30 protein-coding genes are annotated in these 26,554 nt (G+C 69.0%); 17 read left to right on the top strand and 13 right to left on the bottom strand.

What is annotated here, in order from left to right; translation table 11 throughout:
• Positions 1 to 23: 23 nt before the first annotated feature.
• Both VZF99_RS09610 and VZF99_RS09615 read right to left on the bottom strand, forming a co-directional pair.
• Complete coding sequence (locus tag VZF99_RS09610) at positions 24 to 434, bottom strand: SMI1/KNR4 family protein (protein ID WP_271798895.1); 411 nt, start codon at positions 432 to 434, stop codon at positions 24 to 26.
• Positions 435 to 683: 249 nt separating this feature from the next.
• The gene (locus tag VZF99_RS09615) at positions 684 to 1,535 is read right to left on the bottom strand and encodes an SDR family oxidoreductase (protein ID WP_120283720.1); all 852 of its coding nucleotides are present in this window, start codon (positions 1,533 to 1,535) and stop codon (positions 684 to 686) included.
• Between the two features lie 109 nt (positions 1,536 to 1,644).
• Between VZF99_RS09615 and VZF99_RS09620 the strand changes: the two genes are divergently transcribed.
• The 5 genes from VZF99_RS09620 to arfB all read left to right on the top strand — a co-directional run bounded on the left by VZF99_RS09620 (position 1,645) and on the right by arfB (position 4,405).
• The gene (locus tag VZF99_RS09620) at positions 1,645 to 2,040 is read left to right on the top strand and encodes a winged helix-turn-helix transcriptional regulator (protein WP_407334621.1); all 396 of its coding nucleotides are present in this window, start codon (positions 1,645 to 1,647) and stop codon (positions 2,038 to 2,040) included.
• Between the two features lie 260 nt (positions 2,041 to 2,300).
• The gene (locus VZF99_RS09625) at positions 2,301 to 2,921 is read left to right on the top strand and encodes a hypothetical protein (protein WP_407334622.1); all 621 of its coding nucleotides are present in this window, start codon (positions 2,301 to 2,303) and stop codon (positions 2,919 to 2,921) included.
• A 169-nt stretch (positions 2,922 to 3,090) separates the two neighbouring features.
• A complete protein-coding gene (locus VZF99_RS09630) occupies positions 3,091 to 3,354 on the top strand; it encodes a hypothetical protein (RefSeq protein ID WP_407334623.1) in 264 nt (87 codons plus the stop codon).
• 163 nt (positions 3,355 to 3,517) lie between these two features.
• Positions 3,518 to 3,919 (top strand): hypothetical protein, encoded by a 402-nt coding sequence (locus VZF99_RS09635; RefSeq protein WP_407334624.1) that lies wholly within the window; start codon positions 3,518 to 3,520, stop codon positions 3,917 to 3,919.
• Positions 3,920 to 3,964: 45 nt separating this feature from the next.
• Complete coding sequence (gene arfB / locus VZF99_RS09640) at positions 3,965 to 4,405, top strand: alternative ribosome rescue aminoacyl-tRNA hydrolase ArfB (protein ID WP_120283724.1); 441 nt, start codon at positions 3,965 to 3,967, stop codon at positions 4,403 to 4,405.
• Here the strand turns inward: arfB and VZF99_RS09645 are convergent.
• Positions 4,371 to 5,366 carry a LysR family transcriptional regulator gene (locus VZF99_RS09645; protein ID WP_120283726.1) on the bottom strand — a complete coding sequence of 332 codons (996 nt, stop codon included), beginning with the start codon at positions 5,364 to 5,366 and terminating at the stop codon, positions 4,371 to 4,373. The genes arfB and VZF99_RS09645 overlap by 35 nt on opposite strands.
• 125 nt (positions 5,367 to 5,491) lie before the next feature.
• Here VZF99_RS09645 and VZF99_RS09650 point away from each other — a divergent pair, with 125 nt between their 5' ends.
• Entirely contained in the window at positions 5,492 to 6,484 is a 993-nt protein-coding gene (locus VZF99_RS09650; protein WP_119191746.1) for a putative oxygenase MesX, read from the top strand.
• 20 nt (positions 6,485 to 6,504) lie between these two features.
• Entirely contained in the window at positions 6,505 to 7,557 is a 1,053-nt protein-coding gene (locus tag VZF99_RS09655) for a methionine synthase (protein WP_120283728.1), read from the top strand.
• An 86-nt stretch (positions 7,558 to 7,643) separates the two neighbouring features.
• Here the strand turns inward: VZF99_RS09655 and VZF99_RS09660 are convergent, their stop codons facing one another.
• Entirely contained in the window at positions 7,644 to 8,180 is a 537-nt protein-coding gene (locus VZF99_RS09660; RefSeq protein ID WP_120283730.1) for a dihydrofolate reductase family protein, read from the bottom strand.
• A 245-nt stretch (positions 8,181 to 8,425) separates the two neighbouring features.
• Here VZF99_RS09660 and VZF99_RS09665 point away from each other — a divergent pair, with 245 nt between their 5' ends.
• Positions 8,426 to 8,575: a VOC family protein gene (locus tag VZF99_RS09665; RefSeq protein ID WP_167457810.1), complete on the top strand. Its 150-nt coding sequence runs from the start codon at positions 8,426 to 8,428 to the stop codon at positions 8,573 to 8,575.
• A gap of 9 nt (positions 8,576 to 8,584) precedes the next feature.
• Here VZF99_RS09665 and ychF read toward each other — a convergent pair whose 3' ends face one another.
• Positions 8,585 to 9,664 (bottom strand): redox-regulated ATPase YchF, encoded by a 1,080-nt coding sequence (ychF, locus tag VZF99_RS09670; protein WP_407334625.1) that lies wholly within the window; start codon positions 9,662 to 9,664, stop codon positions 8,585 to 8,587.
• Between the two features lie 99 nt (positions 9,665 to 9,763).
• Here ychF and VZF99_RS09675 point away from each other — a divergent pair, with 99 nt between their 5' ends.
• On the top strand, positions 9,764 to 11,269 hold the full coding sequence (locus VZF99_RS09675; RefSeq protein ID WP_120283731.1) for an AI-2E family transporter: 1,506 nt from the start codon (positions 9,764 to 9,766) through the stop codon (positions 11,267 to 11,269).
• 11 nt (positions 11,270 to 11,280) lie between these two features.
• Positions 11,281 to 11,778: a DUF6542 domain-containing protein gene (locus VZF99_RS09680; RefSeq protein ID WP_208636639.1), complete on the top strand. Its 498-nt coding sequence runs from the start codon at positions 11,281 to 11,283 to the stop codon at positions 11,776 to 11,778.
• Positions 11,779 to 11,850: 72 nt separating this feature from the next.
• On the opposite strand, the gene VZF99_RS09685 is transcribed toward VZF99_RS09680, so the two are convergent.
• The gene (locus tag VZF99_RS09685) at positions 11,851 to 12,831 is read right to left on the bottom strand and encodes a 4-hydroxy-3-methylbut-2-enyl diphosphate reductase (protein ID WP_069390312.1); all 981 of its coding nucleotides are present in this window, start codon (positions 12,829 to 12,831) and stop codon (positions 11,851 to 11,853) included.
• A gap of 74 nt (positions 12,832 to 12,905) precedes the next feature.
• On the opposite strand from VZF99_RS09685, the gene VZF99_RS09690 reads away from it, so the two are divergent.
• The 3 genes from VZF99_RS09690 to VZF99_RS09700 are packed head-to-tail and all read left to right on the top strand — an operon-like array spanning position 12,906 to position 14,817.
• Entirely contained in the window at positions 12,906 to 13,295 is a 390-nt protein-coding gene (locus tag VZF99_RS09690) for a hypothetical protein (protein WP_067715593.1), read from the top strand.
• Positions 13,292 to 14,584 carry an exodeoxyribonuclease VII large subunit gene (gene xseA, locus VZF99_RS09695; RefSeq protein ID WP_069390313.1) on the top strand — a complete coding sequence of 431 codons (1,293 nt, stop codon included), beginning with the start codon at positions 13,292 to 13,294 and terminating at the stop codon, positions 14,582 to 14,584. Before VZF99_RS09690 ends, xseA begins: the two co-directional genes overlap by 4 nt.
• On the top strand, positions 14,584 to 14,817 hold the full coding sequence (locus VZF99_RS09700) for an exodeoxyribonuclease VII small subunit (protein WP_067715599.1): 234 nt from the start codon (positions 14,584 to 14,586) through the stop codon (positions 14,815 to 14,817). Before xseA ends, VZF99_RS09700 begins: the two co-directional genes overlap by 1 nt.
• Before the next feature lie 74 nt (positions 14,818 to 14,891).
• Here the strand turns inward: VZF99_RS09700 and VZF99_RS09705 are convergent, their stop codons facing one another.
• The gene (locus VZF99_RS09705) at positions 14,892 to 15,452 is read right to left on the bottom strand and encodes a DUF4245 domain-containing protein (protein WP_407334626.1); all 561 of its coding nucleotides are present in this window, start codon (positions 15,450 to 15,452) and stop codon (positions 14,892 to 14,894) included.
• Positions 15,453 to 15,601: 149 nt separating this feature from the next.
• Between VZF99_RS09705 and glpX the strand changes: the two genes are divergently transcribed.
• Both glpX and VZF99_RS09715 read left to right on the top strand, forming a co-directional pair.
• Entirely contained in the window at positions 15,602 to 16,612 is a 1,011-nt protein-coding gene (gene glpX / locus VZF99_RS09710) for a class II fructose-bisphosphatase (protein WP_067715604.1), read from the top strand.
• A 73-nt stretch (positions 16,613 to 16,685) separates the two neighbouring features.
• Positions 16,686 to 18,089 carry a class II fumarate hydratase gene (locus VZF99_RS09715; protein ID WP_067715607.1) on the top strand — a complete coding sequence of 468 codons (1,404 nt, stop codon included), beginning with the start codon at positions 16,686 to 16,688 and terminating at the stop codon, positions 18,087 to 18,089.
• Positions 18,090 to 18,173: 84 nt separating this feature from the next.
• On the opposite strand, the gene VZF99_RS09720 is transcribed toward VZF99_RS09715, so the two are convergent.
• The 6 genes from VZF99_RS09720 to VZF99_RS09745 form a co-directional block, all read right to left on the bottom strand.
• Positions 18,174 to 18,767: a hypothetical protein gene (locus VZF99_RS09720; protein ID WP_185950321.1), complete on the bottom strand. Its 594-nt coding sequence runs from the start codon at positions 18,765 to 18,767 to the stop codon at positions 18,174 to 18,176.
• Between the two features lie 86 nt (positions 18,768 to 18,853).
• The gene (locus VZF99_RS09725) at positions 18,854 to 20,209 is read right to left on the bottom strand and encodes a PhoH family protein (RefSeq protein WP_067715613.1); all 1,356 of its coding nucleotides are present in this window, start codon (positions 20,207 to 20,209) and stop codon (positions 18,854 to 18,856) included.
• Positions 20,210 to 20,431: 222 nt separating this feature from the next.
• A complete protein-coding gene (locus VZF99_RS09730) occupies positions 20,432 to 21,691 on the bottom strand; it encodes an acetyl-CoA C-acetyltransferase (protein WP_120283737.1) in 1,260 nt (419 codons plus the stop codon).
• Between the two features lie 18 nt (positions 21,692 to 21,709).
• Entirely contained in the window at positions 21,710 to 22,915 is a 1,206-nt protein-coding gene (locus tag VZF99_RS09735) for an acetyl-CoA C-acetyltransferase (RefSeq protein WP_407334627.1), read from the bottom strand.
• Between the two features lie 4 nt (positions 22,916 to 22,919).
• Positions 22,920 to 23,372, bottom strand: coding sequence for a MaoC family dehydratase (locus VZF99_RS09740; RefSeq protein WP_120283741.1), 453 nt, complete (start codon positions 23,370 to 23,372; stop codon positions 22,920 to 22,922).
• Positions 23,369 to 24,523 carry an acyl-CoA dehydrogenase family protein gene (locus VZF99_RS09745; RefSeq protein WP_120284364.1) on the bottom strand — a complete coding sequence of 385 codons (1,155 nt, stop codon included), beginning with the start codon at positions 24,521 to 24,523 and terminating at the stop codon, positions 23,369 to 23,371. Before VZF99_RS09745 ends, VZF99_RS09740 begins: the two co-directional genes overlap by 4 nt.
• Before the next feature lie 123 nt (positions 24,524 to 24,646).
• Between VZF99_RS09745 and VZF99_RS09750 the strand changes: the two genes are divergently transcribed.
• Positions 24,647 to 25,510: an HpcH/HpaI aldolase/citrate lyase family protein gene (locus VZF99_RS09750; RefSeq protein ID WP_407334628.1), complete on the top strand. Its 864-nt coding sequence runs from the start codon at positions 24,647 to 24,649 to the stop codon at positions 25,508 to 25,510.
• A 1-nt stretch (position 25,511) separates the two neighbouring features.
• The gene (locus tag VZF99_RS09755) at positions 25,512 to 26,528 is read left to right on the top strand and encodes an acyl dehydratase (RefSeq protein ID WP_407334629.1); all 1,017 of its coding nucleotides are present in this window, start codon (positions 25,512 to 25,514) and stop codon (positions 26,526 to 26,528) included.
• The last annotated feature ends 26 nt before the right edge of the window (positions 26,529 to 26,554 follow it).

Below are 26,554 nucleotides of genomic sequence, written 5' to 3' on the forward strand. Positions count from 1 at the left end.
GCACCCAGCCGAATCCCGGCAGGTCAGCTGGCCCGGGGACCCCGATCGGCAAGACCCGTGCCGAACTCCAGGAGTTCGTCGAGCGAGTGCGCACTCAGCGTCGCCTCACTCTCGTCCATGACCCCCATGTCGACTTCGTAGATGCGCCCGTCCCCCTCGTTGAGAAGGATTGCCGTACCGCCTCCGTCGTCGCCGATCATGAGGTATCCGGGCATGTACTCCGACACTTCATAGTCCGCGTTTCGCTGGACGATCTCCTCCACCTCGAGGATGCTCAGGCTGCTCGGGGTGAATCCACCGTTGTGCACTGTCACCAGTGCGACGTAGGCCGCGGGTAGTGGCCTTCCGTGCTCGTCTTCCGCCAGCGCGATCTCAGCGGGGGTCGCCGGCGGGTTCCATTCGAACGCTGAACTCCACTGATGCTGGGACGCCATCTGCTTCCGCCGATCTCTGTCACGCCGGTGTTGCCGCGAACCGACTGCTGCTCCCCCAGCGCGTTACAGAGGACGATTGCGCTGCACGGTGGGCCGCGCGACTTCCCCGCACGCCACCTCGCGTGCGGCAACTACCAGCAGAACAGCCCCGCTTCCCATGGAGGAAGCGGGGCCGTCATCGTTCGTCAGCATCAGTGGAGCGGGGAACCACGCGGGCCACGGACCCATCGCGGCACTACGTCGAGGACGTCATCCCTGCGAGAGAGCCTCCTCCACGGAGGTCGACGGGCGCCCGATGAGGTCCTGCAGGTCGGTGCTGTCCGAGTAGAGGGCGCCACCGGCGATCACCGGGTCCATCCCGGCGAACATCTCCGCGACCTCGGCGGGCAGACCGAAGCCCTTGAGGGTCTCCCCGTACTCCCCGACCGCCTGGTTGACGTACTGGACATCGGCTCCGATCACGGTGCCCACCGCGGCAGCGATCTCCGGGTAGGTCACAGCCGGCGCTCCGGCGAGCTCATACACCTTGCCGACGTGCCCGTCGGTGGTCACCACCACCGCAGCGGCCTCCGCGTAGTCGCGACGGGCCGCGCCTGAGACCTTCGCATCGCCGGCAGCTCCGAAGAATTTTCCGACCGCTCGTCCCGAGTCGAGCGCGGACGCGTAGTTCTCCCAGTACCAGCCGTTGCGGAGCAGGACGTGGTCGATTCCACTGTCGGCGAGCAGCTTCTCGGTGCCACGATGCTCGGGGGCCAGGCCCAGCTCGGAGGTGTCGAGGTTGAGCAGGCTGGTGTAGGCGATCAGCGAGACCCCGGCGGCCTTGGCGGCATTGATGATGTTGGTGTGCTGCGCGAGGCGCTGGCCCACCTCACTACCCGATACCAGGACGAGTCGATCGACGCCCTCGAGCGCCTCGGTAAGTGCCGCCTCGTCCTCATAGGAGGCGACGCCGAGCTTCAGGCCCTTCGCGGCGAGGGGTTCCGCCTTTGCTTCGTCACGGACCACGGCGACGATGTCGGACGCTTCGACGCCGCGGGCGAGCAGAGAGTCGATGACCAGACCGCCGAGATGGCCGGTTGCTCCGGTGACTGCGATACGCATGGGAAGAACTCCTTAGGTTACTTGGTTGGTGATTCGTCACCCACTTTGCCACTAACTTTCTATTAGCGCAACTCATTTGTTAGCAATTACGTATGCCATGATGGCGGGTATGACCTCCCCTGACCACGCGCCCCACGAGCCCCTCCCGGCCGACGTGTTCGCCCGGGGCTGCTCATCTCGGGGAGCCCTGCAGCACCTCACCGGCCGGTGGGGCGCGCTCACGATCGTGGCGCTACGGCTGGCCGACGAGCCCATGCGCTTCAGTGAGGTCCGGCGCCGCGTCGACGGCATCAGCGACCGGATGCTCTCCCGGACTCTGGGCGACCTCGAACGGGATGGCATGGTCGTCCGCACGGTGCACAGCACTATCCCGCCGCACGTAACCTATGCACTCGCCCCGCTCGGCCTCCGGGTCGCCGATCCGCTCCAGCAACTGACGGCGATCATCGAGTCTGAGCTCCCCAGCGTCCTCGAAGCCCGGGCCCTCTACGACGAATCCCACTGAGCCGCCGGGCCGAACCGCTTCGAAGGCCCTAATGCTTCTCACCTTGCGGAGAGGCGGTTTCGACGGCTGTAAAGTCTTCCTGGCCGTGCGATCCGCGAGGCATATTCGACCGTCTCGGCCGCCGGCCCGATCTGGCCGATCTGTGGGTGCCATCGCTGACCGATCTCCCTCCGTCAGGGACCGCAGCCGAGGTCCGCACGAACTACTCTCCCCTTCCGGCGTGGTCGCTGCGGCCGGTGCTTGTGTATGTGGCGCTGTTCATGACGATCGTGGCCTTGACCGAGTTCGTCCCCGGTGAGGACGGGCCTGTCCGGCGGGCGGCGGCGATCGCGGCGCTGGTGTTGGCGCTCGGCTTCCTGGTCTGGGCGACCACCTTGTGGGTGGCCACCGAGGTCCGTTGGTTCCGGGCCCGTGACGTGGTGACGGAGCACATCCACGGGGTGCTCACCGCCCTCCGGGTTCCGGTCTGGGGACTGTTCGTCAATCGGATCCGCCTGGGCGACAAGGCATCCGGTGACACCACGCCGGACGACATGGTGTTCGTCTTCGATATGCGCGTGCCGACCGAGGTGTTGCGCCGCCAGCGCGCCGCGGTGACGGCGTGGATCGACGAGGTTCTGGAGGCCTCGCAGCGCGACAGGGCCTTCCGCCTCGGCGACAGCTTCGCCGAGCGCGATGTGATCAGTGGCGTGGAGATCTTCGGTGAGCCGATGCGCGACGTGTGGGTGTGGCGAAACCCGTCGATCATGCCGCACCTGTACCTGGGATGGGCGCTGGCGGATCCGCGGACGGCCGAGACCTTCGATGAGTCCGACGCGGTGTTGCTCCGCAGGACCCCCAAGTCCCTTCGACGCAGGTCCCGTCTCGAGCATCAGGGGTAGCTGTCGCCGGACCCGGAATCCGTGGCCGCGATGTTTTTTGACGACGACGACATCACCGGCGGCCACGTCGACCCGAACGGCTGCAGCTGCCGGCACCCCTTTTCACGCGTCCCGGCTCGGCGCACCGGTCTCGACACCAGGACTTCAGGTCGCTTGCCAGACTGTGCCCATGACCGCCGACGAGGCTTTCCCGATGCACGTCTTCGATGCGTTCGGGGTGGATCCCTCCATGTATCCCGAGCTGATCGGGGGCGCTGTCCGGGTCATCGAGAAGCGTCCTGCGAACGGACCGATCACCGTGATGACCGCCGGCGTGTCCAGACTCCCGACCGACTCGGGTGAGCGGGTCGAACTCGCCGTCGAGGTTCTCGACGGTCAGCAGGGGGCGGCGTCAGCAGGGGGCGGCGCAGGTCGCCCTGTAGATCGTCTGTGACGACAACGCCGCCCACCGGCGCGTTCCACCCGTCGAGGCGCCGTGGCGCAGCGACGGCCCGTTTCTCAACGGCACCGGGATCTCCGCGATCACGGCGACGGGATCGCGCGGGGGCTCGACATTTGACGAGGTCCGTACCGAGGGCGGCACAGTCGTCGGACACATGCGCACCCTTCGCCTGCTCACCGATGCCGAAGCCGGGTTCGCGGCGACCAACGGCTGGGATGCGCTGGTCGACACCGCCGGATCCGTCGATGCCCTCCTCGACGTGACCCGGGAGAGCACCGTGGCATCCGGTGGAGCGAGCGGATTGCCCGTGTTCCTGTCGAAGCTGCACGCCCAGCACCCGCCGCGGTGGGTGACGTTCGTCGGGGACAGCATCGAATCGGTGACCGGACTGGAATCCGAGGAGTACATGGACGACGCGGCCAACCACGAGATCTGGGACGTGTGCTCGTTCACCGACCGGTTCCGGTGGAGCGCCGATTTCCTTGCCGTTGCCCGCCCCGGTGACACCGCACTGTTCACTGACACCTCTGGCGCGTACGAGCTGGAGGTCGACTGACTCTGCGGCGAAAGGCGCCTGAGGACGAGCGGGGACAATGACACCATGGACGATCTGCTCATCGCGCCGGGGCCCGGGGCACCACACGGCCTCCGGATCCCGGCGGTCGAGCTCGTCGAGCAGTTCTCCCGCTCCTCCGGCCCCGGCGGCCAGGGCGTCAACACCACAGATTCGCGGGTCCAGCTCAGCCTCGATCTCGCCACCACCACTGCACTCGAAGAGACGCAGCGGGCCCGGGTGCTGCGCAATTTCGCCTCTCAGCTCGACGGCACGGTACTGACGATCGCGGCCTCCGAGGAGCGTTCCCAGCGGCGGAACCGGGCCGCGGCCCGCGTCCGTCTCGCCGGGCTTCTTCGTGAGGCCGTTGCCCCGGCGGTTCCCCGTCGACCGACGCGCCCGACCCGGGGTTCGCAGCGCCGCCGACTGGAAGCCAAGAGCCGGCGCGGTGCCATCAAGGAGAACCGCCGACGTCCCGACTCCGACTAGGCCCGCCCGGGCGTTCACGGGCGTCGAGCAGGTCGATTCCGTAGTCGGCCACGACGGCCCGCATCTCGGCCAGGTAGCGCTGCGCCTGTTCGGTGAGCGGGATTCCGGAGTGGCTGATCCATCCGATCTCGATGCTCTGGTCCACTTCGAGGGGGATGGCGACGATCTCGGGATCCAGGTCGTCACTGATGATGCCGGTCGAGATCGTGTAGCCGTCCAGCCCGATCATGAGGTTGAAGATGGTCGCACGGTCGGACACCCGGATCTCCCGGGCACTGGAGAGTGTGGAGAGGATCTCCTCGGCGAAGTAGAACGAGTTGTTCGCGCCCTGGTCGAACGTCAGCCGCGGAAGGTCTGCGAGATCCTCGAGCGTGACGTGGTCCGTGGTGGCCAGGGGGTTCTGCCGGGAGATGAACACGTGCGGGGTCGCCGTGAACAGCGGGTGGAACACCAGCCCGGAGTCCCGCAACAGCTTGTCGATGACCTTGCGGTTGAAGTCATTCCGGTAGAGGACTCCCACCTCACTGCGGAGTGTCCGGACGTCCTCGATGATGTCCCACGTGCGGGTCTCCCGGAGCGAGAACTCGTACTGCTCCGCGTCGCCGGACCTGACCATCCGGATGAACGCCTCCACGACGAACGAGTAGTGCTGTGCGGATACCCCGAGCAACCGCCGTGAGGGTGGCTGGCCGAGGTAGCGCTGCTCCAGCAGCGACATCTGTTCGACGACCTGTCGGGCGTAGCCGAGGAATTCCGCGCCCTCGTCGGTCAGCGTCACTCCCCGGGCGGACCGGGCAAGCAGGGTGCGCCCCACCCTGGATTCGAGGTCCTTCATCGCGGCGGACATGGTCGGCTGGGCGACGTAGAGCAACTCCGCAGCGCCGGTGATCGAGCCCTCCGCGGCGACCTCGATGAAGTAGTGCAGCTGCTGGAGTGTGATACCTCTGGATTCCCTGCGCATAGCTACAGCCTATAGAGATCCATAGCAAACGTTAGTTACCCGATACCTGAACTGGGACTGCAGGATGGGGATACAGAATTTCCGCAGCGCCGAGCCCGGCCGACCAAGCCCTGAATTGGACGTACATGTCGAACGAACTCACGTTCAGCATCACCACCACCCGCTTCGACGAGAACTACTCTCCGTCGGAGAGCTCTCGGACCACCACGAACTTCGCGAACCTGGCTCGCGGCGAGCACCGGCAGCAGAATCTCCGCCGAACCCTGTCGATGATCAACCACCGATTCAACGACCTCGCACGCCGGGATAACCCGACCGGGGACCGCTATTCGGTCGAACTCGAGATCGTCTCCGCGGACCTGCAGTTCTATACGGACGATGCCGATCACGGGTTCCCCCTGATCGAGGTGCTGGATATCCAGATCGTCGATCACCAGACCGGGCACCGCCTGCCGGGCATCGTGGGCAACAATTTCTCGTCCTACGTCCGCGACTACGACTTCAGCGTTCGGCTGCCGTCGGTCAATGAAGGAAGCTCCGAGTTCACCGTGCCCAGCGACTTCGGTGTCCTGCACGGAAAGCTGTTTCAGCACTTTCTCGACTCCGCGGCGTACGGGGAACGATTCGAGGTGGATCCCGTGATCTGCATCAGCGTGTCGACGAGCAGGACCTACCACCGGACCGGTTACCAGCACCCGGTCCTCGGCGCCGAGTACCAGCAGAACGACTACTCGTTGACCGACGAGTACTTTCACAAGATGGGGCTCCAGGTCAGGTACTTCATGCCACCCGGCGGGGTCGCCCCGCTCGCGTTCTATTTCCGCGGCGAACTGCTCAACGACTACTCGGACCTGCAGCTCATCGGCACGATCAGCGTCATGGAGACGTTCCAGAAGATCTATCGGCCGGAGATCTACAACGCGCACTCGGCCGCAACTGACGTCTACCGGCCGTCCTTGGATCAACAGGACTACTCGCGCACCCCGATTGTCTACGACCGTGACGAGCGCAGTCAGCTCGCGAAGAAGCAGGGCGCGTACACGGAAGAACACTTCATCAAGCCGCACCGAGAACTCCTCGAGCAGTGGGCCGCCCGCCACGCCGTTCTCGTCGGATGACCACCGGAGGAAAGTCGACCATGAACCGGATCCTGCCCACGTCCACCGTCGGCAGCCTGCCCAAGCCCTCGTGGCTCGCCCAGCCTGAAGTCCTCTGGTCGCCCTGGCGGTTGCAGGGCGACGAGCTGAGCGAGGGCAAACAGGACGCGCTGCGTATCGCAGCCCACGAACAGAGCAACCGCGGCATCGACATCGTCAGCGACGGCGAGCAGACCCGTCAGCACTTCGTCACGACCTTCATCGAGCATCTCGACGGCGTCGACTTCGATCGGCGCGAGACCGTCCGGATCCGCAACCGCTACGACGCGAGCGTGCCCACAGTAATCGGCGACGTGAGCCGCTCAAAGCCCGTGTTCGTCGACGACGCGAGGTTCCTCCGGCAGCAGACCGATCAGCCGATCAAGTGGGCGCTCCCCGGCCCCATGACGATGATCGACACGCTCTACGACGGCCACTACAAGAGCCGTGAGAAGTTGGCGTGGGAGTTCGCGACGATCCTCAACCAGGAGGCCCGAGATCTCGAGGCCGCGGGGATCGACATCATCCAGTTCGACGAGCCCGCGTTCAACGTCTACTTCGACGAGATGAAGGACTGGGGCGTGGCGGCACTGGAACGAGCAGCCGAGGGACTCCGCGCGGAGACCGCGGTACACATCTGCTACGGCTACGGGATCAAGGCCAACACCGACTGGAAGGCCTCCCTCGGGTCGGAATGGCGACAGTACGAGGAGTCGTTTCCACTACTGCAGCAGTCCAGCATCGACATCATCTCGCTGGAGTGCCACAACTCTCGTGTCCCGATTGACCTCGTCGAGCTAGTCCGGGGCAAGAGGGTCATGCTCGGGGCGATCGACGTCGCAGACGAGCGCGTCGAGACCCCGCACGAGGTCGCCGCCACTCTCCGGCGGGCACTCGGGTTCGTCGACGCGGACAAACTCCTGCCGAGTACGAACTGCGGGATGGCGCCCTTCCCACGGGACATCGCGCTCGCGAAGTTGAGCGCGCTCAGCGCGGGCGCACGCATCGTTCGCGAGGAGATTTCTGCCGCGCCCCTCACCGAGGCAGTGAGGTAGCCAGGGTTCAGTCATCCGGATCCCGGGCGACCCCGTGGCACAGCTCGCGCGTTCATCACGTCAGCTGGGCTGAACCGCGCGCAATTTCAAGGGCTTGTCAGTGGCCCCTGGACGTCGTACCGGACCACCACGAAGTCACGGTTCCGCTCGCACCCCGTGAGTTGGGGATCGAAGGCACCGCCGAACAGCGGCTTCCCTGAACCGAGGGTCACGGGCGCGATCGAGACCACCTCCTCGTCGAGCATCCCGGCCCCCGCGAATTCTGCCGCGATGCCACCACCCCCCATCACCCACACATCGCGGCCGCCGGCCGCGGATTCAAGAGCTCCGCGATGATCCACAGGGTCCCCGGCGACGAAGGAGACATGTTCGTTCGCCGCCTCCAGACTGCGGTGGGTGAACACGAAGGTGGGGATCTCCGGCAGCCACTCACGGTCGTGCTCGAGCACCCACATATACGTGGACGAGCCCATGACCTGGGCTCCCACATCGACGAGGAACGCCGCGGTGCTGCCCGGCCCGTTCTCGTCGATATCGTGCTTGAAAAGCCAGGCCAGGGAGTGCTCATCGTCGGCCAGGAACCCATCGAGGGTCGAGGCTGTGAAGTAGCGGTAGCGGGTCATGGAAGCCCTCCTGGGGCGCGGCGGTTCCGCGTGATCGGATCCGGACCGAGGTGTGCGATGTCCCGGTTACCGCATGGTAAACCCGCATCCCACCGAGCCCCGGCACACACCGTTCTCTTGTGCGGCGAATCGCGGAGGGCGATGGCGCTGTCATGAACATCGAACGCATCGTTCCCGATCTGACGGTCTGAGTCTGATCACCGCCGATGACACAAGCCCCGGAGAACCCAGACGTCTCAATCTTCGTGGACGACGTTCAGACCGCGTGCGACCGCACCGTGGCGGCAGGTCTCCAGATCGTGCACCGACTTAGATCAGAGAAGTGGGGCGTCGTCCGGTTCTTCTACCGCGACGCATCAGGCAATGTGGTCAACGTCGGCATGCATGCTCGGTGACCGGCCGACTCACACGTTGAAGCGGAACTCCACCACGTCGCCGTCGGCCATCACGTAGTCCTTGCCCTCCATGCGCACCTTGCCGGCGGCCTTGGCTGCGGCCATCGACCCGGCGGCGTCGAGGTCGTCAAAGGAGACGATCTCGGCCTTGATGAAACCCTTCTCGAAGTCCGTGTGGATCACGCCGGCGGCCTTGGGGGCGGTGTCGCCCTTACGGATGGTCCAGGCGCGCGACTCCTTGGGGCCGGCGGTGAGGTAGGTCTGCAGGCCCAGGGTGTGGAACCCGGCGCGGGCGAGCGAGTTGAGGCCCGGCTCGTGCTGGCCGATCGACTCCAGCAGCTCCATGGCGTCGTCCTCCTCCAGCTCGAGGAGCTCGGCCTCGACCTTCGCATCGAGGAAGACCGCGTCGGCGGGGGCGACCGCGGCGCGGAGTTCGGCCTGACGCTCCTCGCTGGTCAACACGGACTCGTCGGCGTTGAACACGTAGAGGAACGGCTTGGCGGTCATCAGGTGCAGGTCACGCAGCAGGGTGCGGTCCACCTCGTCCTGCGCCCTGAACAGGGTCCGCCCGTCCTCGAGCACGGCCTGCGCCTTGCGGACCTCGTCCAACAACGCCACGAGGGACTTGTCCTTGCGCGAGTCCTTCTCGAGCCGCGGGATGGCCTTCTCGATGGTCTCCAGGTCGGCCAGGATCAGCTCGGTGGCGATCACCTCGATGTCGGTCATCGGGTCGACCTTGCCGTCGACGTGGATGACGTCCGGGTCGTCGAAGACGCGGACGACCTGGCAGATCGCGTCGGCCTCACGGATGTTGGCGAGGAACTTGTTGCCCATCCCTTCACCGGTGCTGGCGCCCTTGACGATGCCCGCGATGTCGACGAACGACACGACGGCGGGCAGGATCCGCTCGGAGCCGAAGATCTCCGCGAGTCGGTTCAGGCGTGGGTCCGGCAGATCGACCACGCCGACGTTGGGCTCGATGGTGGCGAACGGGTAGTTCGCCGCGAGGACGTCGTTGTTCGTCAGGGCGTTGAACAGGGTCGACTTACCGACGTTGGGCAGTCCGACGATTCCGAGGGTGAGGCTCACGAGGGCACAGTCTACGGACAGCACCCCGGCTCCTCCCCCGCGGCCGTCGGGCGCCTCGTCAGGGAGCACACCACCGTGACCTCTGACATCATGTGACCCATGACCGACGAGCCGAAACCGCGTCCCCCCGTCGAGGACCAGGAGCAGCACGTCGACCGTTCCGTCCTCATCGGACTGGGCGGGCGCTGGGTCACCGACTGGGCCCTGCGACTGGCCATCCTTCTCGTCGCGGGCTGGTTGGTATCGAGGATCGGTGGCGCCCTGTGGGTCGGCATCCTCCCGATCCTGTTGGCGCTCATCGTCTCCACGGTGCTGTGGCCGCCGACGGGGTGGATGGTGCGGCACAGGGTCCCCAAGACGCTGGCCTCGCTGTTGTCCATCATCGCGTCACTCGGCCTCGTCTCGGGCGTGGTCGCCCTCATCGCCCCGTCGATCGTCGAGCAGAGCGTGCAGCTCGCCGACCAGACCTCGGAGGCGATCACCCAGGTCCAGGACTGGTTGCGCGGACCGCCGCTGAACATCCGGGACGAGCAGCTCGACGGGGTCCTCGAGCAGCTCAGCTCCACCCTGCAGGACCGCGGTGACCAGATCGCCTCGGGTGTGTTCAGCGGTGTCAGCGCGGTGGGGTCCTTCGTGATCACCCTCGTACTGGTTCTGGTCCTGACGTTCTTCTTCATCAAGGACGGGCCGAGGTTCCTCCCGTTCGTCCGCCGCATCTCCGGGCGCACCGCCGGCCGTCACCTGACCGAGGTCCTGACCCGCGCCTGGAACACCCTCGGCGGCTACATCCGCGCCCAGGCCATCGTGTCGTTCGTCGACGCGGTGCTCATCGGTCTGGCTCTGGTGATCCTGGGCGTACCGCTGGCGTGGGCGTTGGCCGTCATCACGTTCATCGCCGGGTTCATCCCCATCGTCGGCGCCTTCACCGCGGGTGCGCTCGCGGTCCTCATCGCCCTGGTCGCCAACGGCTTCACGACCGCGATCATCGTCCTCGTCGTGATCATTCTGGTGCAGCAACTCGAGGGCAACGTTCTCCAGCCGATCGTCCAGTCGCGCGCGATGAACCTGCACCCGGGGGTCATCCTGCTCGGCGTGGCCGCGGGGAGCACGCTGTTCGGCATCATCGGCGCGTTCCTGGCCGTCCCGCTCCTCGCGGTACTGGCGGTCGCGCTGCGCTACATCAACGAGCAGATCGATCTGCGTACCGGTGATGTGACCGCGTCGGATCTGGCGTCAGCGACAGACGAGGGACGTCTGACAGCGTGGCTCGCCGAGCTGTCGAGCTCGCGCTTCGCACCTCTGCGCAAGAGCAGCACCGCGATCATGGCCGGGATGATCGACGAGCGCCCCGACATCGCCGGGCACCGGCGCCCGGTCCCCACCCGTGCTGGTGCAGGGGTCACCGTGGAGGCCGACGACGACGAGGTGGGCGGCGGCTCCACCACCGCCGCGCCGGGGTTGTCGGATGAACCCCCGCCGGCGGCGGGCCCCGTCGATCCGAAGGCGGTCGACGGCTACCGCCCGTCCCCGCAGGAGCAGGAGGCGGAGAAGCCCAACCCGCTACGGCGGTTCGGCCGTTTCCTCGCCCGCCGACTGGGAGGTTAGAGTCTTCTCCCGTGACTAGACGCAGGAGTGGACGGGTACCCGCGGACGAGCGGTCCGTGCTGTCCTCGACGCGGGGGCTGCCGGCCTGGACCGCGGTCCTCCTGGCGGTGGCGATCTCGCTGACCGGCGTGGCCATCGACTCGGTCTCCGGGGACCTCGGCGCGGGCTTCACCGTGGCGTTCTTCCTCGGCTGCGTGGTGTCCGTGCTCGCGGTCGCGCGGCGCTCGGTGTTCGTCGCGGGGGTGCAGCCACCGATCATCATGGCCCTGCTGGTCCCGCTGGTCTACGTCGTCTCCGGGGTCGGTTCGGGCGCGGACGTCTTCTCGCGGTCCCAGCTCGTGGCGATCATCCTGCCGCTGGCGACCCGCTTCCCGCTGATGATCACCACGACCGTCGTGGTGGTGGCGATCGCCCTGATCCGTGCCCTGGTGCTGGAGCCGCGGCCGCGGGTCGCCCGCCCCGCGGCGCCGCCCGTCCAGCGCAGCGCCCCGGCACACGCCCGCCGTTGAGGCGGGGTGCGCCGGGGCGCTGACGGCTACCGCGTCCTCCCCCGCCACCTACCGGCGGGCGGGGGGCGCGTATCAGACCTTCTTGGGGACCCGCAGTTCGCGGGGCAGCGAGAACGTGATGGTCTCCTGCGCCGTCCGGACGGTGGAGACGTCGCCGAAGCCGTGGTCGGCGAGCAGGTCCACCACCCCGCGGACGAGGATCTCCGGCACGGACGCGCCCGAGGTCACGCCGACGGTGGTGACGCCCTCGAACCAGGACGTGTCGATCTCCTTGGCGTAGTCCACCAGGTGCGCGTCGCGGGCTCCCGCCTGCAGCGCGACCTCCACCAGTCGCACGGAGTTGGACGAGTTCTGTGACCCCACCACGATCACCAGGTCGCACTGCGGGGCCATGGTCTTGACCGCGACCTGACGGTTCTGCGTGGCGTAGCAGATGTCGTCGGACGGCGGGTCGATGAGCGTGGGGTACTTCTGCTTGAGACGGCGCACCGTCTCCATGGTCTCGTCCACGCTGAGCGTGGTCTGCGAGAGCCAGATCAGCTTCTCGGTGTCCACGGGAATGTCCAGCGCGTCCACGGACTCGGGACCGTCGACCAGCGTCACCACGTCGGGCGCCTCACCGGCGGTCCCCTCGACCTCCTCGTGGCCCTCGTGGCCCACCAGCAGGATGAGGTAGCCCTCGCGCGCGAAGCGCTTGACCTCGGTGTGGACCTTGGTCACCAGGGGGCAGGTGGCGTCGAACGTCTTGAGTTCGAGCTGGAGAGCGCTCTCGCGGACGGCGGGCGAGACGCCGTGCGCGGAGAACACCAGGTTCGCGCCGTGCGGGACCTCGTCGGTCTCGTCGACGAAGATCACGCCCTGGTCGGTGAAGGACTCGACCACGTGCTTGTTGTGGACGATCTCCTTACGGACGTACAGCGGCGCCCCATGCTTGGCCAGGGCTTTCTCGACCGTCTCGACGGCTCGGTCGACGCCGGCACAGTAGCCGCGCGGTTCCGCGAGAAGTACCCGCTTGGTTGCCGGTTCGGCGATCATGTCGGTCTGCTCGGTCATGTCCCCAGGGTACGGTTCATACTGGATTTCGACCATTACGCCTCCCTTCACGCCCCCCCGGCAGAGAGGTCCGCATGCTCCGACCCCTGTTCCTGACCCGTGCATCGATCGGTCTCGCCGCCACCGCGGCGGAGCGTGTCGTGGCCCTGCCCGGCCGTGCGGTCGAGGCGGTCACCACGCTGCCCGCGATCCCCGTGCGGGTCGCCGGCGGCCTGGTCCAGTCCTATCTCCACGCCGGTCAGACCCTCACGGACCTGGCCGTCAAGGGCGACAAGGTGCTCGCCTCGGTGTTCCCGGCGCGGTCCGACCAGCCGGAGTGGGCGACGTTCGACGAGGACGAGGCCGACCCCGACGAGGTCCTGGACGTGTCCTACCGGGTCTACGGGTCGTCCTCGAGAGCCGCCCGCGACCGGGACGACGACCCCGACGTGCCGACCGGCCGCGTCGCCCCCCGCGACGCGTGACGGCCTCGTCCCCGCGCACGCCGAGCAGCGCCGAGCAGCCGTGGCCGGTCCGGGTGGTCTCGGACCAGATCGCCGCGTGGATCCACCGACTCGGGGCGGTGTGGGTCGAGGGTCAGATCACCCAGCTGAGCCTGCGCCCCGGCACCCGCACCGCGTTCCTCACCCTGCGTGACCCCTCCGTCGACAACTCGCTGACGCTCACGTGTCCACCCAGGCTCATCTCGGAGTCGCCGGTGCCGGTCACCGAGGGCAGCCGGGTGGTCGTGCGGGGGACGCCCCGCTTCTATACGGGCCGCGGGTCGTTCTCCCTCCAGGTGTCGGAGATCCGGCCCGTCGGCGTGGGCGAGCTCCTCGCCCGCATCGAGCGGCTCAAGCAGGCGCTGTCGGCGGAGGGGTTGTTCGACCCCCGACTCAAGCGGCCCCTGCCGTTCCTGCCCACGTGCGTCGGTCTGATCACCGGCCGGGCGAGCGCCGCCGAACGCGACGTCGTCGAGGTGGCCCGCGGCCGCTGGCCGGACGTGCGTTTCGCCGTGCGCAACACCCCGGTGCAGGGGGTGTCGGCCGTGCCCCAGATCCTGGACGCGCTGGCCGAGCTCGACGCCGACCCCGTCGTCGACGTCATCATCCTCGCCCGCGGCGGCGGGTCGGTCGAGGACCTGCTCCCCTTCTCCGATGAGGCTCTCATCCGCGCGATCTCGCGGTGCCGCACCCCGGTGGTCTCCGCGATCGGCCACGAGCCCGACTCGCCGTTGTCGGATCTCGTCGCCGACCTGCGGGCGGCCACCCCGACCGATGCGGCCAAACGGGTCGTGCCCGACGTGATCGAGGAGCGTCGTCGTATCGCCGAGGCCCGGTCCCGTACCGCCCGGGCGCTGCGCGGTTGGGTGGACCGGGAGCGCAACCAGCTGGCGGCCGTGCGGTCGCGGCCGTGCATGGCGAACCCGTACGGGATCGTCGAGTCGCGGGCGGAGATCGTCGCCGAGGCACTGCGCGCGGCCCGACGCGACATCACCCGGATCATCGACTCGGAGTCCACGTCGCTGGGCCACCTGTCGGCGCGTCTCACCACGCTCGGTCCCGCCGCCACCCTGGCCCGTGGCTATGCCGTGGTGCAGTCCGTCGCCGGGAGCCACGACGGCCGGGTGGTCTCGTCGATCGCCGACGCCCCACCCGGATCGCAGCTGCGGATCCGCGTCTCCGACGGCTCCATCTCCGCGGCCGCACTCGGGTCGACACCCGCCGCCGGCCGACCCACCCCTTCCACCGAACCGACCGAGGAGCAGTCCTGATGTCCGACGAGCAGACCCCCGTCTCCGAGCTGGGATACGAGCAGGCCCGCGACGAGTTGATCGAGGTGGTCCGCATCCTCGAGGCCGGCGGTCAGGACCTGGACGCCTCACTGGCGTTGTGGGAGCGGGGCGAGGAACTCGCCGAGCGGTGCACCGAACACCTCGACGGCGCGCGTGCGCGTATCGACGCCGTCCTTGGTGACGACGACGAGGGCGACTCCGGCCGGGGGTGATCCCGTCGCCCAGCCGGGCGCGAACACCTACCGCCGCCCCGATGCGATCACCGCGTGCACGGCACGCCGGGCGTCTACGGCGCGGGCAGCGGCTCGACGTCCTGTACGGCGCCGGCGAGTGACTCGAAGTCGGACGTCGGCGCGGAGCCGGTGACGGCCACGCGGACGCCGTCGAGGTCGAGCACCCACACCGGCCGGACGTCGTCCCCGGTGAGGACGGCCCACTCGCGCCCGGAGATGGGCACCACGGTGCGACTGGGCCTCGGCCCGCCACCCAGTGACCGGAACGCGTCCTCGGGAGCGTCGGACTGGACGAGCTCGATGTAGCTGCGCTCGCCCGTCACCCAGCCGACGTGGCTGGACGTGGTCCCGGCGAAGCCCTGGACACGGCCGGAGTTGGGGGTCCACCCCTCCGGGACCTCGGGCGAGCGGATCGGGAAGTCCAGGCTCCGGGCGTCCTGCTCCAGCGAGGCCCGCGCGTCGAAGTCGGGGATCTGTCCCTGCTGCGGGCCGGACGGGCTGAAGGTGCACAGTCCGGCCACTCCGGCGAAGACGCCACAGATCACCATGAGCACCACCACCGACCAGAACATGTCGCGGTTGCCCTGCAGGATTCTCGGTTTCGCCTCGGCCACGCCTGCGAGTATCCCACCCGGCCGGGGCGAGTCCGGCGCGTGGCCCCCGGCGGGGTGGCCGAGGTGGAACAATGGGCGCCGACACCCCACCGCGGCCGTGCGCGCCACCGTCGCGCCCGTTCCACCGTTCACTAGGAGCCAGACCACCTATGTCACCCACCAAGCGTCCCGATCGAAACCTCGCAATGGAGCTGGTCCGTGTGACCGAGGCCGCCGCCCTGGCCGCCGGGCGGTGGGTCGGGCGTGGCGACAAGAACGGTGGCGACGGCGCCGCGGTGGACGCGATGCGCGAGCTCATCTCCACCGTCGACATGGATGGCGTCGTGGTGATCGGTGAGGGCGAGAAGGACGAGGCGCCCATGCTCTACAACGGTGAGAAGGTCGGCACCGGCGAGGGGCCGGCCGTCGACGTGGCCGTGGACCCCATCGACGGCACGCGGCTCATGGCGGAGGGCCGGCCCAACTCGATCGCGGTGATCGCGGTCGCCGAGCGCGGGTCGATGTTCGATCCGTCCGCCGTGTTCTACATGCGCAAGATCGCCGTCGGCCCGGACGCCGTGGGCAGGATCGACCTCGCCAAGTCCACCGAGTGGAACATCCGCTCGGTCGCGGAGGCCAAGAACATCGATGTCGGGGACATGACGGTGTGCGTGCTCGACCGGCCGCGTCACGCCGAGCTCATCGCCGAGATCCGGGCCGCGGGCGCCAAGGTCCGGCTCATCATGGACGGCGACGTCGCCGGCGGTGTGGCGGCGGCCTCCGACGACAGCTCGGTGGACATGCTCATGGGCATCGGCGGTACCCCGGAGGGGATCATCACCGCGTGCGCGCTGAAGTGCATGGGCGGCGAGATCCAGGGCCAGCTGTGGCCGCAGGACGAGGCGGAGCGCCAGAAGGCGGTCGACGCCGGACTCGACGTCGACGCGATCCTCGGCACGGATGACCTGGTCAAGGGCGACAACTGCTTCTTCGCCGCCACCGGCATCACCAACGGCGACATGGTCCGCGGTGTGAGCTACCGCGCCAACGGCGCCGTCACCCGCTCGCTGGTGATGCGGTCCAAGTCGGGCACCGTCCGCCACGTCGAGGGGCGCCACAAGATGGAGAAGCTCCGCGAGTTCTCCGCCGTCGACTACGGCCAGGCCGCCGGCGGCAACTGATCCCTCCAGGCACCCCGCGCCCGCCGCTTCCGTCCTCCTGCACGGTGCGGCGGGCGCGCCTAGTCTGACCGGTATGGCCGATCAAACTGAATTCCGTATCGAACACGACACGATGGGCGAGGTCCGGGTCCCCGTCGACGCTCTCTGGCGGGCACAGACCCAGCGTGCCGTCGAGAACTTCCCCGTCTCGGGCAGCGGGCTCGAACGAGCGCAGATCCGCGCGCTCGGTCTGCTCAAGTCCGCCTGTGCGACGGTCAACGGTCGGCTGGGACTGCTCGACCGGGACAAGGTCGACGCGATCGTCGCCGCAGCCGGCCGCATCGCCGAGGGTGAACTGGACGAGCACTTCCCCGTCGACGTGTTCCAGACCGGCTCGGGCACGAGTTCCAACATGAACACCAACGAGGTCATCGCCTCGCTCTGCGCGGCAGAGGGCGTCACCGTGCACCCCAACGACGACGTGAACATGTCACAGTCGTCCAATGACACCTTCCCGACGGCGACCCACGTCGCGGCCACGGAGGTCGTGATCGCCGATCTCGTGCCCGCGCTGAACACCCTCGCCGAGTCCTTCGAGACCAAGGCCGGTCAGTGGCGCGAGGTGGTCAAGCCCGGGCGCACCCACCTGATGGACGCCGTGCCGGTGACGCTCGGACAGGAGTTCGCCGGATACGCCCGGCAGATCCGCGCCGGGGTCGAGCGCGTCTGCGGGACGTTGCCCCGTGTCGGCGAGTTGCCGATCGGTGGAACCGCCGCCGGCACGGGCCTCAACGCCCCCGACGGCTTCGGCTCCGCTGTGGTCGAGGAGCTGCGCTCCCTCACCGGTCTGGAGGAGCTCCGTCTGGCGGCAGATCCGTTCGAGGCCCAGGCCGCCCGCGACGGCCTTGTCGAGCTGTCCGGGGCCCTGCGTTCCGTCGCCGTCTCGCTCACCAAGATCGCGAACGACATCCGGTGGATGGGGTCGGGACCCATGACCGGGCTGTCGGAGATCCACCTTCCGGACCTGCAGCCGGGGTCGTCGATCATGCCCGGCAAGGTCAACCCGGTGCTGTGTGAGACGGTCGCGCAGGTCGCCGCCCAGGTCGTGGGGAACGACGCGGCCGTGGCGTGGGCCGGTGCGAGCGGCGCCTTCGAGCTCAACACCGCGATCCCGGTGATGGCGCGCAACGTGCTCGAGTCGGTCCGGATCCTCGCGAACTCGTCCACGCTGTTCGCCGAGCGCTGCATCGACGGGATCGAGCCGGACACCGATCGCATGCGACGGCTCGCCGAGTCCTCCCCCTCGATCGTCACGCCGCTGAACTCGGCGATCGGCTACGAGGAGGCCGCCCGGGTCGCCAAGCACGCCCTCGCCGAGGGGATCACCATCCGCGAGGCCGTCATCGCGCTCGGCTTCGTCCCCGATCCACTGTCCGAGTCCGAGCTCGACCGGCGCCTCGACGTCCTGGGGATGACGGGTCTCGACCGCGAGCGCTGACGCCGCCTCCCATGAGTGCGTACCGCGATGTGCGCCGCGGCCCGGGCTCGGCGCGCCCGGCCCGCGGCGCGTCGTGTTCGGGGGTCAGCCGGAGTGCTCGACCACCCGGATGGCCTGATCCTCGAGGCGGATCTGTCCGCGTTGGAAGTCCGAGTAGATGACCTCGCCGTCGGCGATCTCGTCGCTCACCGGCCACCCCAACCGACCGGCGGGTCCGCCGTTGTCGCGATAGGTGGCGAGGATCTGCCCGCGGACGATCTGCGCACCGGTCTGCGGTGACCAGAAGATGGCCCCGTTGGCGAAGTCCTGCTTCTTGCCACCCTCGAGCACCTCTGCCGGGGCCACCGGCGCCCCGAGCGCGAGCACGGTCTCCTTCGCGTCGTCGTACCGGCGATAGATGGCCATGTTCGTGAGGAACTCCTCCTCGCCGATCTTCACCACGATCGGGTCGTCCGCATCGGACCCCGCGGCGGGAGCGGCCGCGCCCGGGTCCGCGCCGGTCTGGCCCGCACCGACCTGGCCCGTACCGACCTGGTCCGCAGCGCCCTGGTCCGTGGCGGTCTGGGACTGCGCCTCGGCCGGCATGCCACCCGGGATCTGCTCGCCACACGCGGCCAACCCCAGGACGCAGGCGGTGAGCAGCCAGAGCGCGGACGCCGGCGACGAGCGTCGGGACATGGGAGACCTCCGATACGGCATGCACGATGCGGGCCCGGGCTCGCTCGCCCGGACCCGCATCATCCCACGGTCGCCGGAGCCTGCAGTCAGGCGGCGTGGATGCGTCGCAGCTCCCCGGAAGCTCCCTCGGGGTGGAATTCCTCCAGCATCGTGGTGACGAGTTCGGCGATGGCGGAACGCTCCGAGCGGTTGAGGGTGACGTGGGCGAACAATGGGTGCCCCTTGAGCTTCTCCACGACCGCCTGGATGCCGTCGTGCCGACCGACACGGAGGTTGTCCCGCTGGGCCACGTCGTGGGTGAGGACGACCCGCGACCCGGTCCCCAGCCGCGAGAGCACGGTGAGCAGCACGTTCCGCTCGAGCGACTGCGCCTCGTCGACTATCACGAACGAGTCGTGCAGGCTCCTGCCGCGGATGTGGGTCAGCGGTAGCACCTCGAGGATGTCCCGGTCCATGACCTCGTCGATGACGTTCTCGCTGACCAGTCCCTCGAGGGTGTCGAACACGGCCTGGGACCACGGCGACATCTTCTCCGACTCGCTGCCGGGCAGGTACCCCAGTTCCTGCCCGCCCACGGCGTACAGCGGGCGGAACACGACGATCTTGCGGTGACGACGCCGCTCCAGGACCGACTCGAGGCCCGCGCACAGCGCCAGCGCCGATTTGCCGGTGCCCGCCCGGCCGCCGAGGGAGACGATCCCGATCGACTCGTCCAGCAGGCAGTCGATCGCGATGCGCTGCTCGGCCGAGCGGCCGCGCAGGCCGAAGACCTCGACGTCTCCACGGACCAGCCGGAGCCCGCCGTCGTCGGCGACGCGGGCCAGAGCCGACGACGACTCGGTCTGGACGCGGACGCCGCAGTGCACCGGGGTCCCGCTCTCCAGTCCCGCGGCCCGGGCTGCGAGGCCCGAGGCGCGGCCCTCCGAGAACAGGGTGTCGACGAGGTCCTGGGTGGCCGGCAGGTCGGCGACCCCGCTGTACCCGGTCAGCACGACGTCCTGGGCGTGGTACTCGTCGGCCGGCAGACCCACCGAACCCGCCTTGACCCGCAGGGGGACGTCCTTGGACACGAGCACGGTGTCGGCGCCCTCGGCCCGCAGATTGAGCGCACACGCCAGGATCCGGGAGTCGTTGCCGGTGTCACGGAATCCGGACGGCAGCACCGCCTGGTCGGTGTGGTTGAGCTCGACCCGCAGGGTGCCGCCGACGTCGGTGACGGTGATGTCGCCGTCGAGGCGCCCGTGCCGCAGCCGCAGGTCCTCGAGCAACCGGAGGGCCTCCCGCGCGAAGTAGCCCAGCTCGGGATGATTGCGTTTGCCCTCCAGCTCGCTGATGACCGCGATGGGGAGCACCACGCGGTGCTCGGCGAAGCGGGTGACGGCCCACGGATCGGACAGCAGAACCGAGGTGTCGAGGACGTAGGTACGTACGGTGTCGGTCACGGCGCGCTCCTCGCCCGCGGCACCCGCGAGCGTGTTGGGTTGGACCGGCCGGCCCAGGTCACCTGGTGGTGACGGGGCCGGGTGCCGGCCCCCTCCCGATCGAGACAGACGATCATCGGCTGGGACCTCCCGACGGTCGGCTTCCCCACCGACCGTTGCCGATGACGCTACGCCCGAATCACATCCCTGTAGTTAAGTCTGGGTGAACTATCAGGTGACCCGTTACGCCACCCGCTCGAACGCCGCGGCCAGCCCCTGCCCACCGCCGAGGCACATCGTCTCCAGGGCGAGCCGGCCCTCCCGGCGCGCCAGTTCGCGCGCCATGGTGGTGAGGATGCGTGTACCGGTGGCCCCGACGGGATGCCCGAGCGAGATCCCGGAACCGTGGACGTTGAGCCGCTCGCGATCGGCGGCGGTGAACCCGTGGTCCGACTCCCATTCCCGCAGGCACGCGAGCACCTGCGCGGCGAACGCCTCGTTGAGTTCGATGAGGTCGAAGTCCGCCAGCCGCAGGTCGAGTTGCCGGAGTAACCGGGCCGTCGCGGGGACGGGGCCGATGCCCATCCGCGCGGGGTGGACGCCGGTCACCGCCCAGCCGAGCGGACGGACGTAGGCGCGCAGCCCCAGCTCCTCCGCGCGACTGCGGGTGGTCACCACGCACACCGCCGCGCCGTCGTTCTCTCCCGACGCGTTGCCGGCCGTCACCGTCGCGTCGGGGTCGACGCGGAGGCGGACGGGGCGCAGTGCGGCGAGGGAGTCGGCCGTGACGCCTCGCCGGGGGTGTTCGTCGGTGTCGACGACGACGAGCTCTCCCTTCCGCTGAGGGACCTGCACCGGCACGATCTCCTCGTCGAACACCCCCGAGTCCTGCGCGGCGGCCGCGCGCCGCTGGCTCTCGGCCGCCAGTTCATCCTGCTCCGTCCGGGAGATCGAGTACTCCGCGCGGAGGTTCTCGGCGGTCTCGAGCATGCCGCCCGCCACCGGGTGGTCGCGGCCGCCGGAGGTCACCCGGCCGCGGGCGATGCGGTCGATGAACTCGACCCGGTCGCCGCGGACCCCGCCGCGCAGACCCAGGGAGTAGAACTCACTGTTCGACATCGACTCGGCGCCACCGGCGATCACCACGTCGCTCGCGCCGACGGCGACCTGCATCGCCGCGTTGAGCACGGCCTGTAGACCCGATCCGCAGCGGCGGTCGATCTGGATGCCGGGCGTGGTGATGTCGAGGCCGGCGTCCAGCGCGGCGACCCGGCCGATCGCCGGCGCCTCACCGTTGGGGTAGCACTGACCCAGGATCACGTCGTCCACATCGTCGGAGCCGAGTCCGGTCCGGTCGACGAGACCACGGATCGCCGCGGCCGCGAGGTCCGCGGCCTGGAGCCCGGCGAGCACCCCGTGTCGTCGGCCGACCGGCGTTCGGACGGGTTCGCAGATCACGACCTCGGCGAGCGCCTGCGCACCTCGGAAACTGGTGTTACTCATCTCGGTCCTCTTGTCCTGTCAGGCGCTCTCGATGACGGCGGCCATACCTTGGCCACCGCCGATGCACATCGTCACGAGGGCCTTGCCCCCACCTCGGCGGCGCAGCTCGTGCAGGGCCGACGTGGTCATCCGGGCCCCGGTCGCGCCGATCGGGTGGCCGAGCGAGATGCCCGACCCGTTGACGTTGAGCTTGTCCTGATCGTCCCAGCCCCACTGCGAGAGCACGCCCAGAACCTGGCAGGCGAATGCCTCGTTGAGCTCGACCAGGTCGAGATCGTCGAACCCGAGTCCGGTCCGGGCGAAGAGCTTCTCGACCGCTGCCACGGGACCCAGGCCCATGGTGGCCGGAGCGCAGCCGGCGGCGGCCCACCCGGTGAGGTAGCCCATCGGTTCCAGGCCGAGCTCGTCGAGCTTGTACTCCGCGACGACGAGCATGGCGGACGCGGCGTCGTTCTGCTGACTGGCGTTGCCCGCCGTGGTCACCCCGTCCGGCATGACCGCACGCAGTCGCGCCAGGGACTCAGGTGTCGAGTCGGGGCGGATCCCCTCGTCGCGGTGGATAGTGGTGACCTCACCCTTGCGCCCGGGGACCTCGACGGACAGCACTTCGTCGTCGAACCGTCCTTCTTCCCACGCGGCGTGGGCGCGACGGTGACTCTCGGCGGCGAGGCCGTCGGCGTCCTCACGACTGATCCCGCACTCCCGGGCGACGTTCTCGGCGGTCTCGATCATCCCGCTGATGTGGCCGAACCGCCATTCGGGCTGCGACCGCTCACGGCCGCGATCCAGACGGTCGTAGAGGGTCACGCCACCGGCGCGCGTTCCCCACCTGACCCCGGTGGAGTAGTGCTCGATGGAGCTCATCGACTCCACGCCGCCCGCCACCACGACGTCTGCGGCGCCGGTCTGCACCATCATCGAGGCGGTGGCCACGGCTTGCAGGCCGGTGCCGCAGCGGCGGTCGGTCTGGATTCCGGACACCGACAGCGGGAGGTCTGCGTCGAGCGCCACCCAGCGTCCGATGCACGGGGTCTCGGAGTTGGCGTACGACTGCCCCAGGACCACCTCGTCGACCCGCTCGGGATCCACCCCGGACCGGGAGAGCACCTCCTTGACGACCGGGGTGGCGAGGTCGGCCGCGGTGAGGCTCTTGAAGGCGCCGCCGAAGCGGCCGACGGGGGTGCGGACGGGCGCGACGAGCGCGGCCCTGCGTAGCTGCGTCATCGGGTCACTCCACCATCATCCGGATCGTGTCGGCCACGACCGCCGGGCGGTCGCCGCCCTCGACCTCGACAGTCACGCGACTGATGAGCTGCACGCCCGAGGCCTTGCGCTCGAGCGAGACGAGCTCGACGCCGGCGCGGATGCGCGAACCGACTGGCACCGGTGCCGGGAAGCGGACCTTGTCCGTGCCGTAGTTGATCATCATCCGGAAGCCCGTGATCTCCACGACCTCGTTGCCGAGCACCGGGATCAGCGAGAGGGTGAGGTACCCGTGAGCGATGGTCGCGCCGTACGGTCCTTGCGCGGCCCGCTCCGGGTCGACGTGGATCCACTGGTGGTCGCCGGTCGCATCCGCGAAGGCGTCGATCCGCTCCTGCGTGATCTCCATCCACTCGCTGTATCCGACGTGCTCGCCGACGGCGGCCTCGACCTGGTCGAGTCCCTCGAACACCCTCATGCCAATCCTCCTCGCTGCACCAGCTGCGACGCGATCACGTTGCGCTGGATCTCGTTGGTCCCTTCGCCCACGATCATGAGCGGTGCGTCGCGGAAGTACCGCTCGATGTCGTACTCCGTCGAGTAGCCGTAGCCGCCGTGGATCCGCACCGCATCGAGCGCGATCTCCATGCCCACCTCGGAGGCGTAGAGCTTGGCCATTCCCGCCTCCATGTCGCAACGCTGGCCGGCGTCGAACTTCTCCGCCGCGAACAGGGTGAGCTGCCGGGCGGCGGTGAGCTTGGTGGCCATGTTGGCCAGGTGGTGGCCGATCGCCTGGTGCTTCCAGATGGGCTGACCGAAGGACTCCCGTTGTTGGGCGTAGGCGAGGGAGTCCTCGAGCGCGGCGGCGGCCACCCCGAGCGCGCGGCTGGCCACCTGGATCCGACCGGTCTCCAGACCCTTCATCATCTGCGCGAAACCGCGGCCGGGTATGCCCCCGAGGATCTGGGTGGCCGGCGTGCGGTAGCCGTCGAAGGACAGCTCGCAGGTCTCGACGCCCTTGTACCCGAGCTTGGACAGATCCTTGGACACGGTCAGTCCGGGGCCGTGTTCGACCAGCACGATCGAGATGCCCTTGTGCTTCGGGGTAGCCGACGGATCGGTCTTGCACAGCAGGGCGATGAGACCGGACCGGCGGGCGTTGGAGATCCACGTCTTGGCACCGTTGATGACGAGATCGTCACCGTCGGCGGTAGCGACCGTGCCCATGTTCTGGAGGTCCGAACCGCCGCCGGGCTCGGTCAGCGCCATGGTCGCTCGCATCTCGCCCGTGGCCAGGCGGGGGAGGTAGGTGTGCTTCTGCTCTTCGGTCCCGAACTCGGTGAGCAGCTTGGCCACCACCGTGTGCCCGCCCATGGCACCAGCCAACGACATCCAGCCGCGGGCCAGCTCCTCGGTGACCCGGACGTAGCACGGCATCGACACGGGCATGCCGCCGTACTCCTCCGGAACCGCCAGTCCGTAGATGCCGATCTGCTTCATCTGCTCGATCCAGCGCTCGGGGTAGGTGTTCGCGTGTTCGGTCTCGAGCACCGAGGGCTTGACCTCACGGTCGATGAACTGTCGCACCGTGGCGATCAGGTAGGACTCTTCATCGTTCAGATCCGGCACGGGGAACACCTCGTCGTCGTCATCGTCTCGGCCCGTCGCGGTGGCGACGGTCACGCCTGTCATCTTCCACACCGACGACGCAATAGTCAATAATGATGCGCAGGAATTGTGTAGGGTGAGCCCATGGACCCGATCGACCACGCCCCCACCCCCCGCCGCGCAACCCTGGTCTGTCCCGGCTCCGCACCGGAGAAAATCACCAAGGCGCTGGCGTCACCCGCGGACGAAGTCGTCGTGGACCTCGAGGACGCGGTCGCGCCCGCACGCAAGGACGAGGCCCGCCGGGCGCTCGGCGACCTGTCACCCCGCCCGACCGGCACACTCGCCGTCCGCGTCAACGCCCCCGGGACCCCCTGGTTCGCCGACGACCTCCGTGCCGTGGCCGCACTCGGCGCGACGGTGGCCTCCGTCGTCATCCCCAAGGTCGACTCGCCCTCCGATCTCGAGGAGGTCGAGCGGATCCTCGACATCGCGAGCGCTCACGGGCTCGTCATCCAGGCCCTCGTGGAGACGGCCCGGGGACTGCGCGACGTGGACGCGGTGGCCGACGCCGGCGGTCGCCTGGTGGGGCTGATCCTCGGGTACGCGGACCTCGGGGCCGAGCTCGGAAGGTCGCCGGGCGCCGCACCCGAGCTCTGGCTCGCGGTCCAGGACCGGGTGCTCGTGGCGGCCCGCGCGGCGGGGATCCAGGCCATCGACGGCCCCGCGCTCTACACATCCGCGGACGACCGTCTGCGGTCCGACGCGGGCCGGACCGCCGCGCTCGGCTTCGACGGCAAATGGGTCATCCACCCCGGCCAGATCGCGTCCGTCACCGAGGCGTACACGCCCACCGACGAGGAGCTCGCCCGCGCCCGGGAGGTGCTCGACGCCCTTTCCGCGGCGGAGAACTCCGGCCACGGCGCGGTGGGTCTGGACGGGATGATGCTCGACGAAGCCGTGGCGGTCGCCGCGCGCCGGACACTCGCGAGGGCTGGAGGAGCCTGACATGCCAGAGAACACCACACGCCCGGGTCCGACGACCATGGTGGGCGGCCCCTATTTCGACGAGCTCGAGGTCGGTTGCGTCTTCGACGACGCCCCCTCGGTGACCCTCACCGAGGGACTGGCGGCGACCCACCAGGCCATCCTCGGCGACCGTCTGCGCCTGCCGCTCGACCGACGCCTCGCGCACGCCGTCACCGGCGGCACGGTCGCCCACCCGGGACTCGTGACCGACGTGGCGATCGGCCAGTCGACCGTGGTGACCCATCACGTCAAGGCGAACCTCTTCTACCGCGGCCTGCGACTGCTGTCCGCACCCCGTATCGGCGACACGCTCACCACCCGCACCGAGGTGGTGGGGCTGAAGTCGAACCGCCCCAAGCCGGGGCGCGCCGCGACCGGTCTCGCGGCCCTGCGCATGACCACCACGGACCAGGACGGCCGCACCGTCCTCGACTTCCACCGCTGCGCCATGCTCCCCGTCGCCGAGGGGGTCGACCCGGACTCCTGCGCGCACACCGACGATCTCTCCACCATCGGCACCGGGGGCGAGCGACCGTGGACCGCGCCGGAGGGCTGGGACCTCGACGCCTACCATTCCGCCCTCCCCGGTGCCCGGGACCCCCTCCCAGCCGAGGGGACCGTGCTGCGCACCGGCGCGGACGTGGTGACGAGCGCGCCGGAGCTCGCCAGACTCACACTGAACATCGCCGAGACCCACCACGACGCCCGGATCTCGGGCTCCGGTCGGCTCGTCTACGGCGGCCACACCATCGGCCTCGCCCTGGCACAGGCGACCCGGGCGCTCCCCGCGATGCTCACGGTTCTGGGGTGGCACGCGTGTGATCACGTCGGCCCGGTCCGCGAGGGGGACACGCTGAGCAGCGACGTCGTGGTGGGCGCCGCGACCGCGCTACAGGGCGGCGGCACCGCGCTCGACCTGCGCTCACTCGTCACCGCGCACCGGGAGGACGGCGACTCCCCCGTCCTCGACTGGGCGTACACCGTCCTCATGCCCTGAGATCGGAGTCCGGGATAATGGTTGTC

The organism is Dietzia kunjamensis (genome assembly GCF_045689975.1).
GTDB classification, from domain to species: Bacteria; Actinomycetota; Actinomycetes; order Mycobacteriales; family Mycobacteriaceae; genus Dietzia; species Dietzia kunjamensis.

Coding starts and splice junctions, on each gene's coding strand:
- VZF99_RS09610 (WP_271798895.1), bottom strand. CDS start 434: ATGGCGTCCCAGCATCAGTGGAGTTCAGCGTTCGAATGGAACCCGCCG.
- VZF99_RS09615 (WP_120283720.1), bottom strand. CDS start 1,535: ATGCGTATCGCAGTCACCGGAGCAACCGGCCATCTCGGCGGTCTGGTC.
- VZF99_RS09620 (WP_407334621.1), top strand. CDS start 1,645: ATGACCTCCCCTGACCACGCGCCCCACGAGCCCCTCCCGGCCGACGTG.
- VZF99_RS09625 (WP_407334622.1), top strand. CDS start 2,301: ATGACGATCGTGGCCTTGACCGAGTTCGTCCCCGGTGAGGACGGGCCT.
- VZF99_RS09630 (WP_407334623.1), top strand. CDS start 3,091: ATGACCGCCGACGAGGCTTTCCCGATGCACGTCTTCGATGCGTTCGGG.
- VZF99_RS09635 (WP_407334624.1), top strand. CDS start 3,518: ATGCGCACCCTTCGCCTGCTCACCGATGCCGAAGCCGGGTTCGCGGCG.
- arfB (WP_120283724.1), top strand. CDS start 3,965: ATGGACGATCTGCTCATCGCGCCGGGGCCCGGGGCACCACACGGCCTC.
- VZF99_RS09645 (WP_120283726.1), bottom strand. CDS start 5,366: ATGCGCAGGGAATCCAGAGGTATCACACTCCAGCAGCTGCACTACTTC.
- VZF99_RS09650 (WP_119191746.1), top strand. CDS start 5,492: ATGTCGAACGAACTCACGTTCAGCATCACCACCACCCGCTTCGACGAG.
- VZF99_RS09655 (WP_120283728.1), top strand. CDS start 6,505: ATGAACCGGATCCTGCCCACGTCCACCGTCGGCAGCCTGCCCAAGCCC.
- VZF99_RS09660 (WP_120283730.1), bottom strand. CDS start 8,180: ATGACCCGCTACCGCTACTTCACAGCCTCGACCCTCGATGGGTTCCTG.
- VZF99_RS09675 (WP_120283731.1), top strand. CDS start 9,764: ATGACCGACGAGCCGAAACCGCGTCCCCCCGTCGAGGACCAGGAGCAG.
- VZF99_RS09685 (WP_069390312.1), bottom strand. CDS start 12,831: ATGACCGAGCAGACCGACATGATCGCCGAACCGGCAACCAAGCGGGTA.
- VZF99_RS09690 (WP_067715593.1), top strand. CDS start 12,906: ATGCTCCGACCCCTGTTCCTGACCCGTGCATCGATCGGTCTCGCCGCC.
- VZF99_RS09700 (WP_067715599.1), top strand. CDS start 14,584: ATGTCCGACGAGCAGACCCCCGTCTCCGAGCTGGGATACGAGCAGGCC.
- glpX (WP_067715604.1), top strand. CDS start 15,602: ATGTCACCCACCAAGCGTCCCGATCGAAACCTCGCAATGGAGCTGGTC.
- VZF99_RS09715 (WP_067715607.1), top strand. CDS start 16,686: ATGGCCGATCAAACTGAATTCCGTATCGAACACGACACGATGGGCGAG.
- VZF99_RS09720 (WP_185950321.1), bottom strand. CDS start 18,767: ATGTCCCGACGCTCGTCGCCGGCGTCCGCGCTCTGGCTGCTCACCGCC.
- VZF99_RS09730 (WP_120283737.1), bottom strand. CDS start 21,691: ATGAGTAACACCAGTTTCCGAGGTGCGCAGGCGCTCGCCGAGGTCGTG.
- VZF99_RS09735 (WP_407334627.1), bottom strand. CDS start 22,915: ATGACGCAGCTACGCAGGGCCGCGCTCGTCGCGCCCGTCCGCACCCCC.
- VZF99_RS09740 (WP_120283741.1), bottom strand. CDS start 23,372: ATGAGGGTGTTCGAGGGACTCGACCAGGTCGAGGCCGCCGTCGGCGAG.
- VZF99_RS09750 (WP_407334628.1), top strand. CDS start 24,647: ATGGACCCGATCGACCACGCCCCCACCCCCCGCCGCGCAACCCTGGTC.
- VZF99_RS09755 (WP_407334629.1), top strand. CDS start 25,512: ATGCCAGAGAACACCACACGCCCGGGTCCGACGACCATGGTGGGCGGC.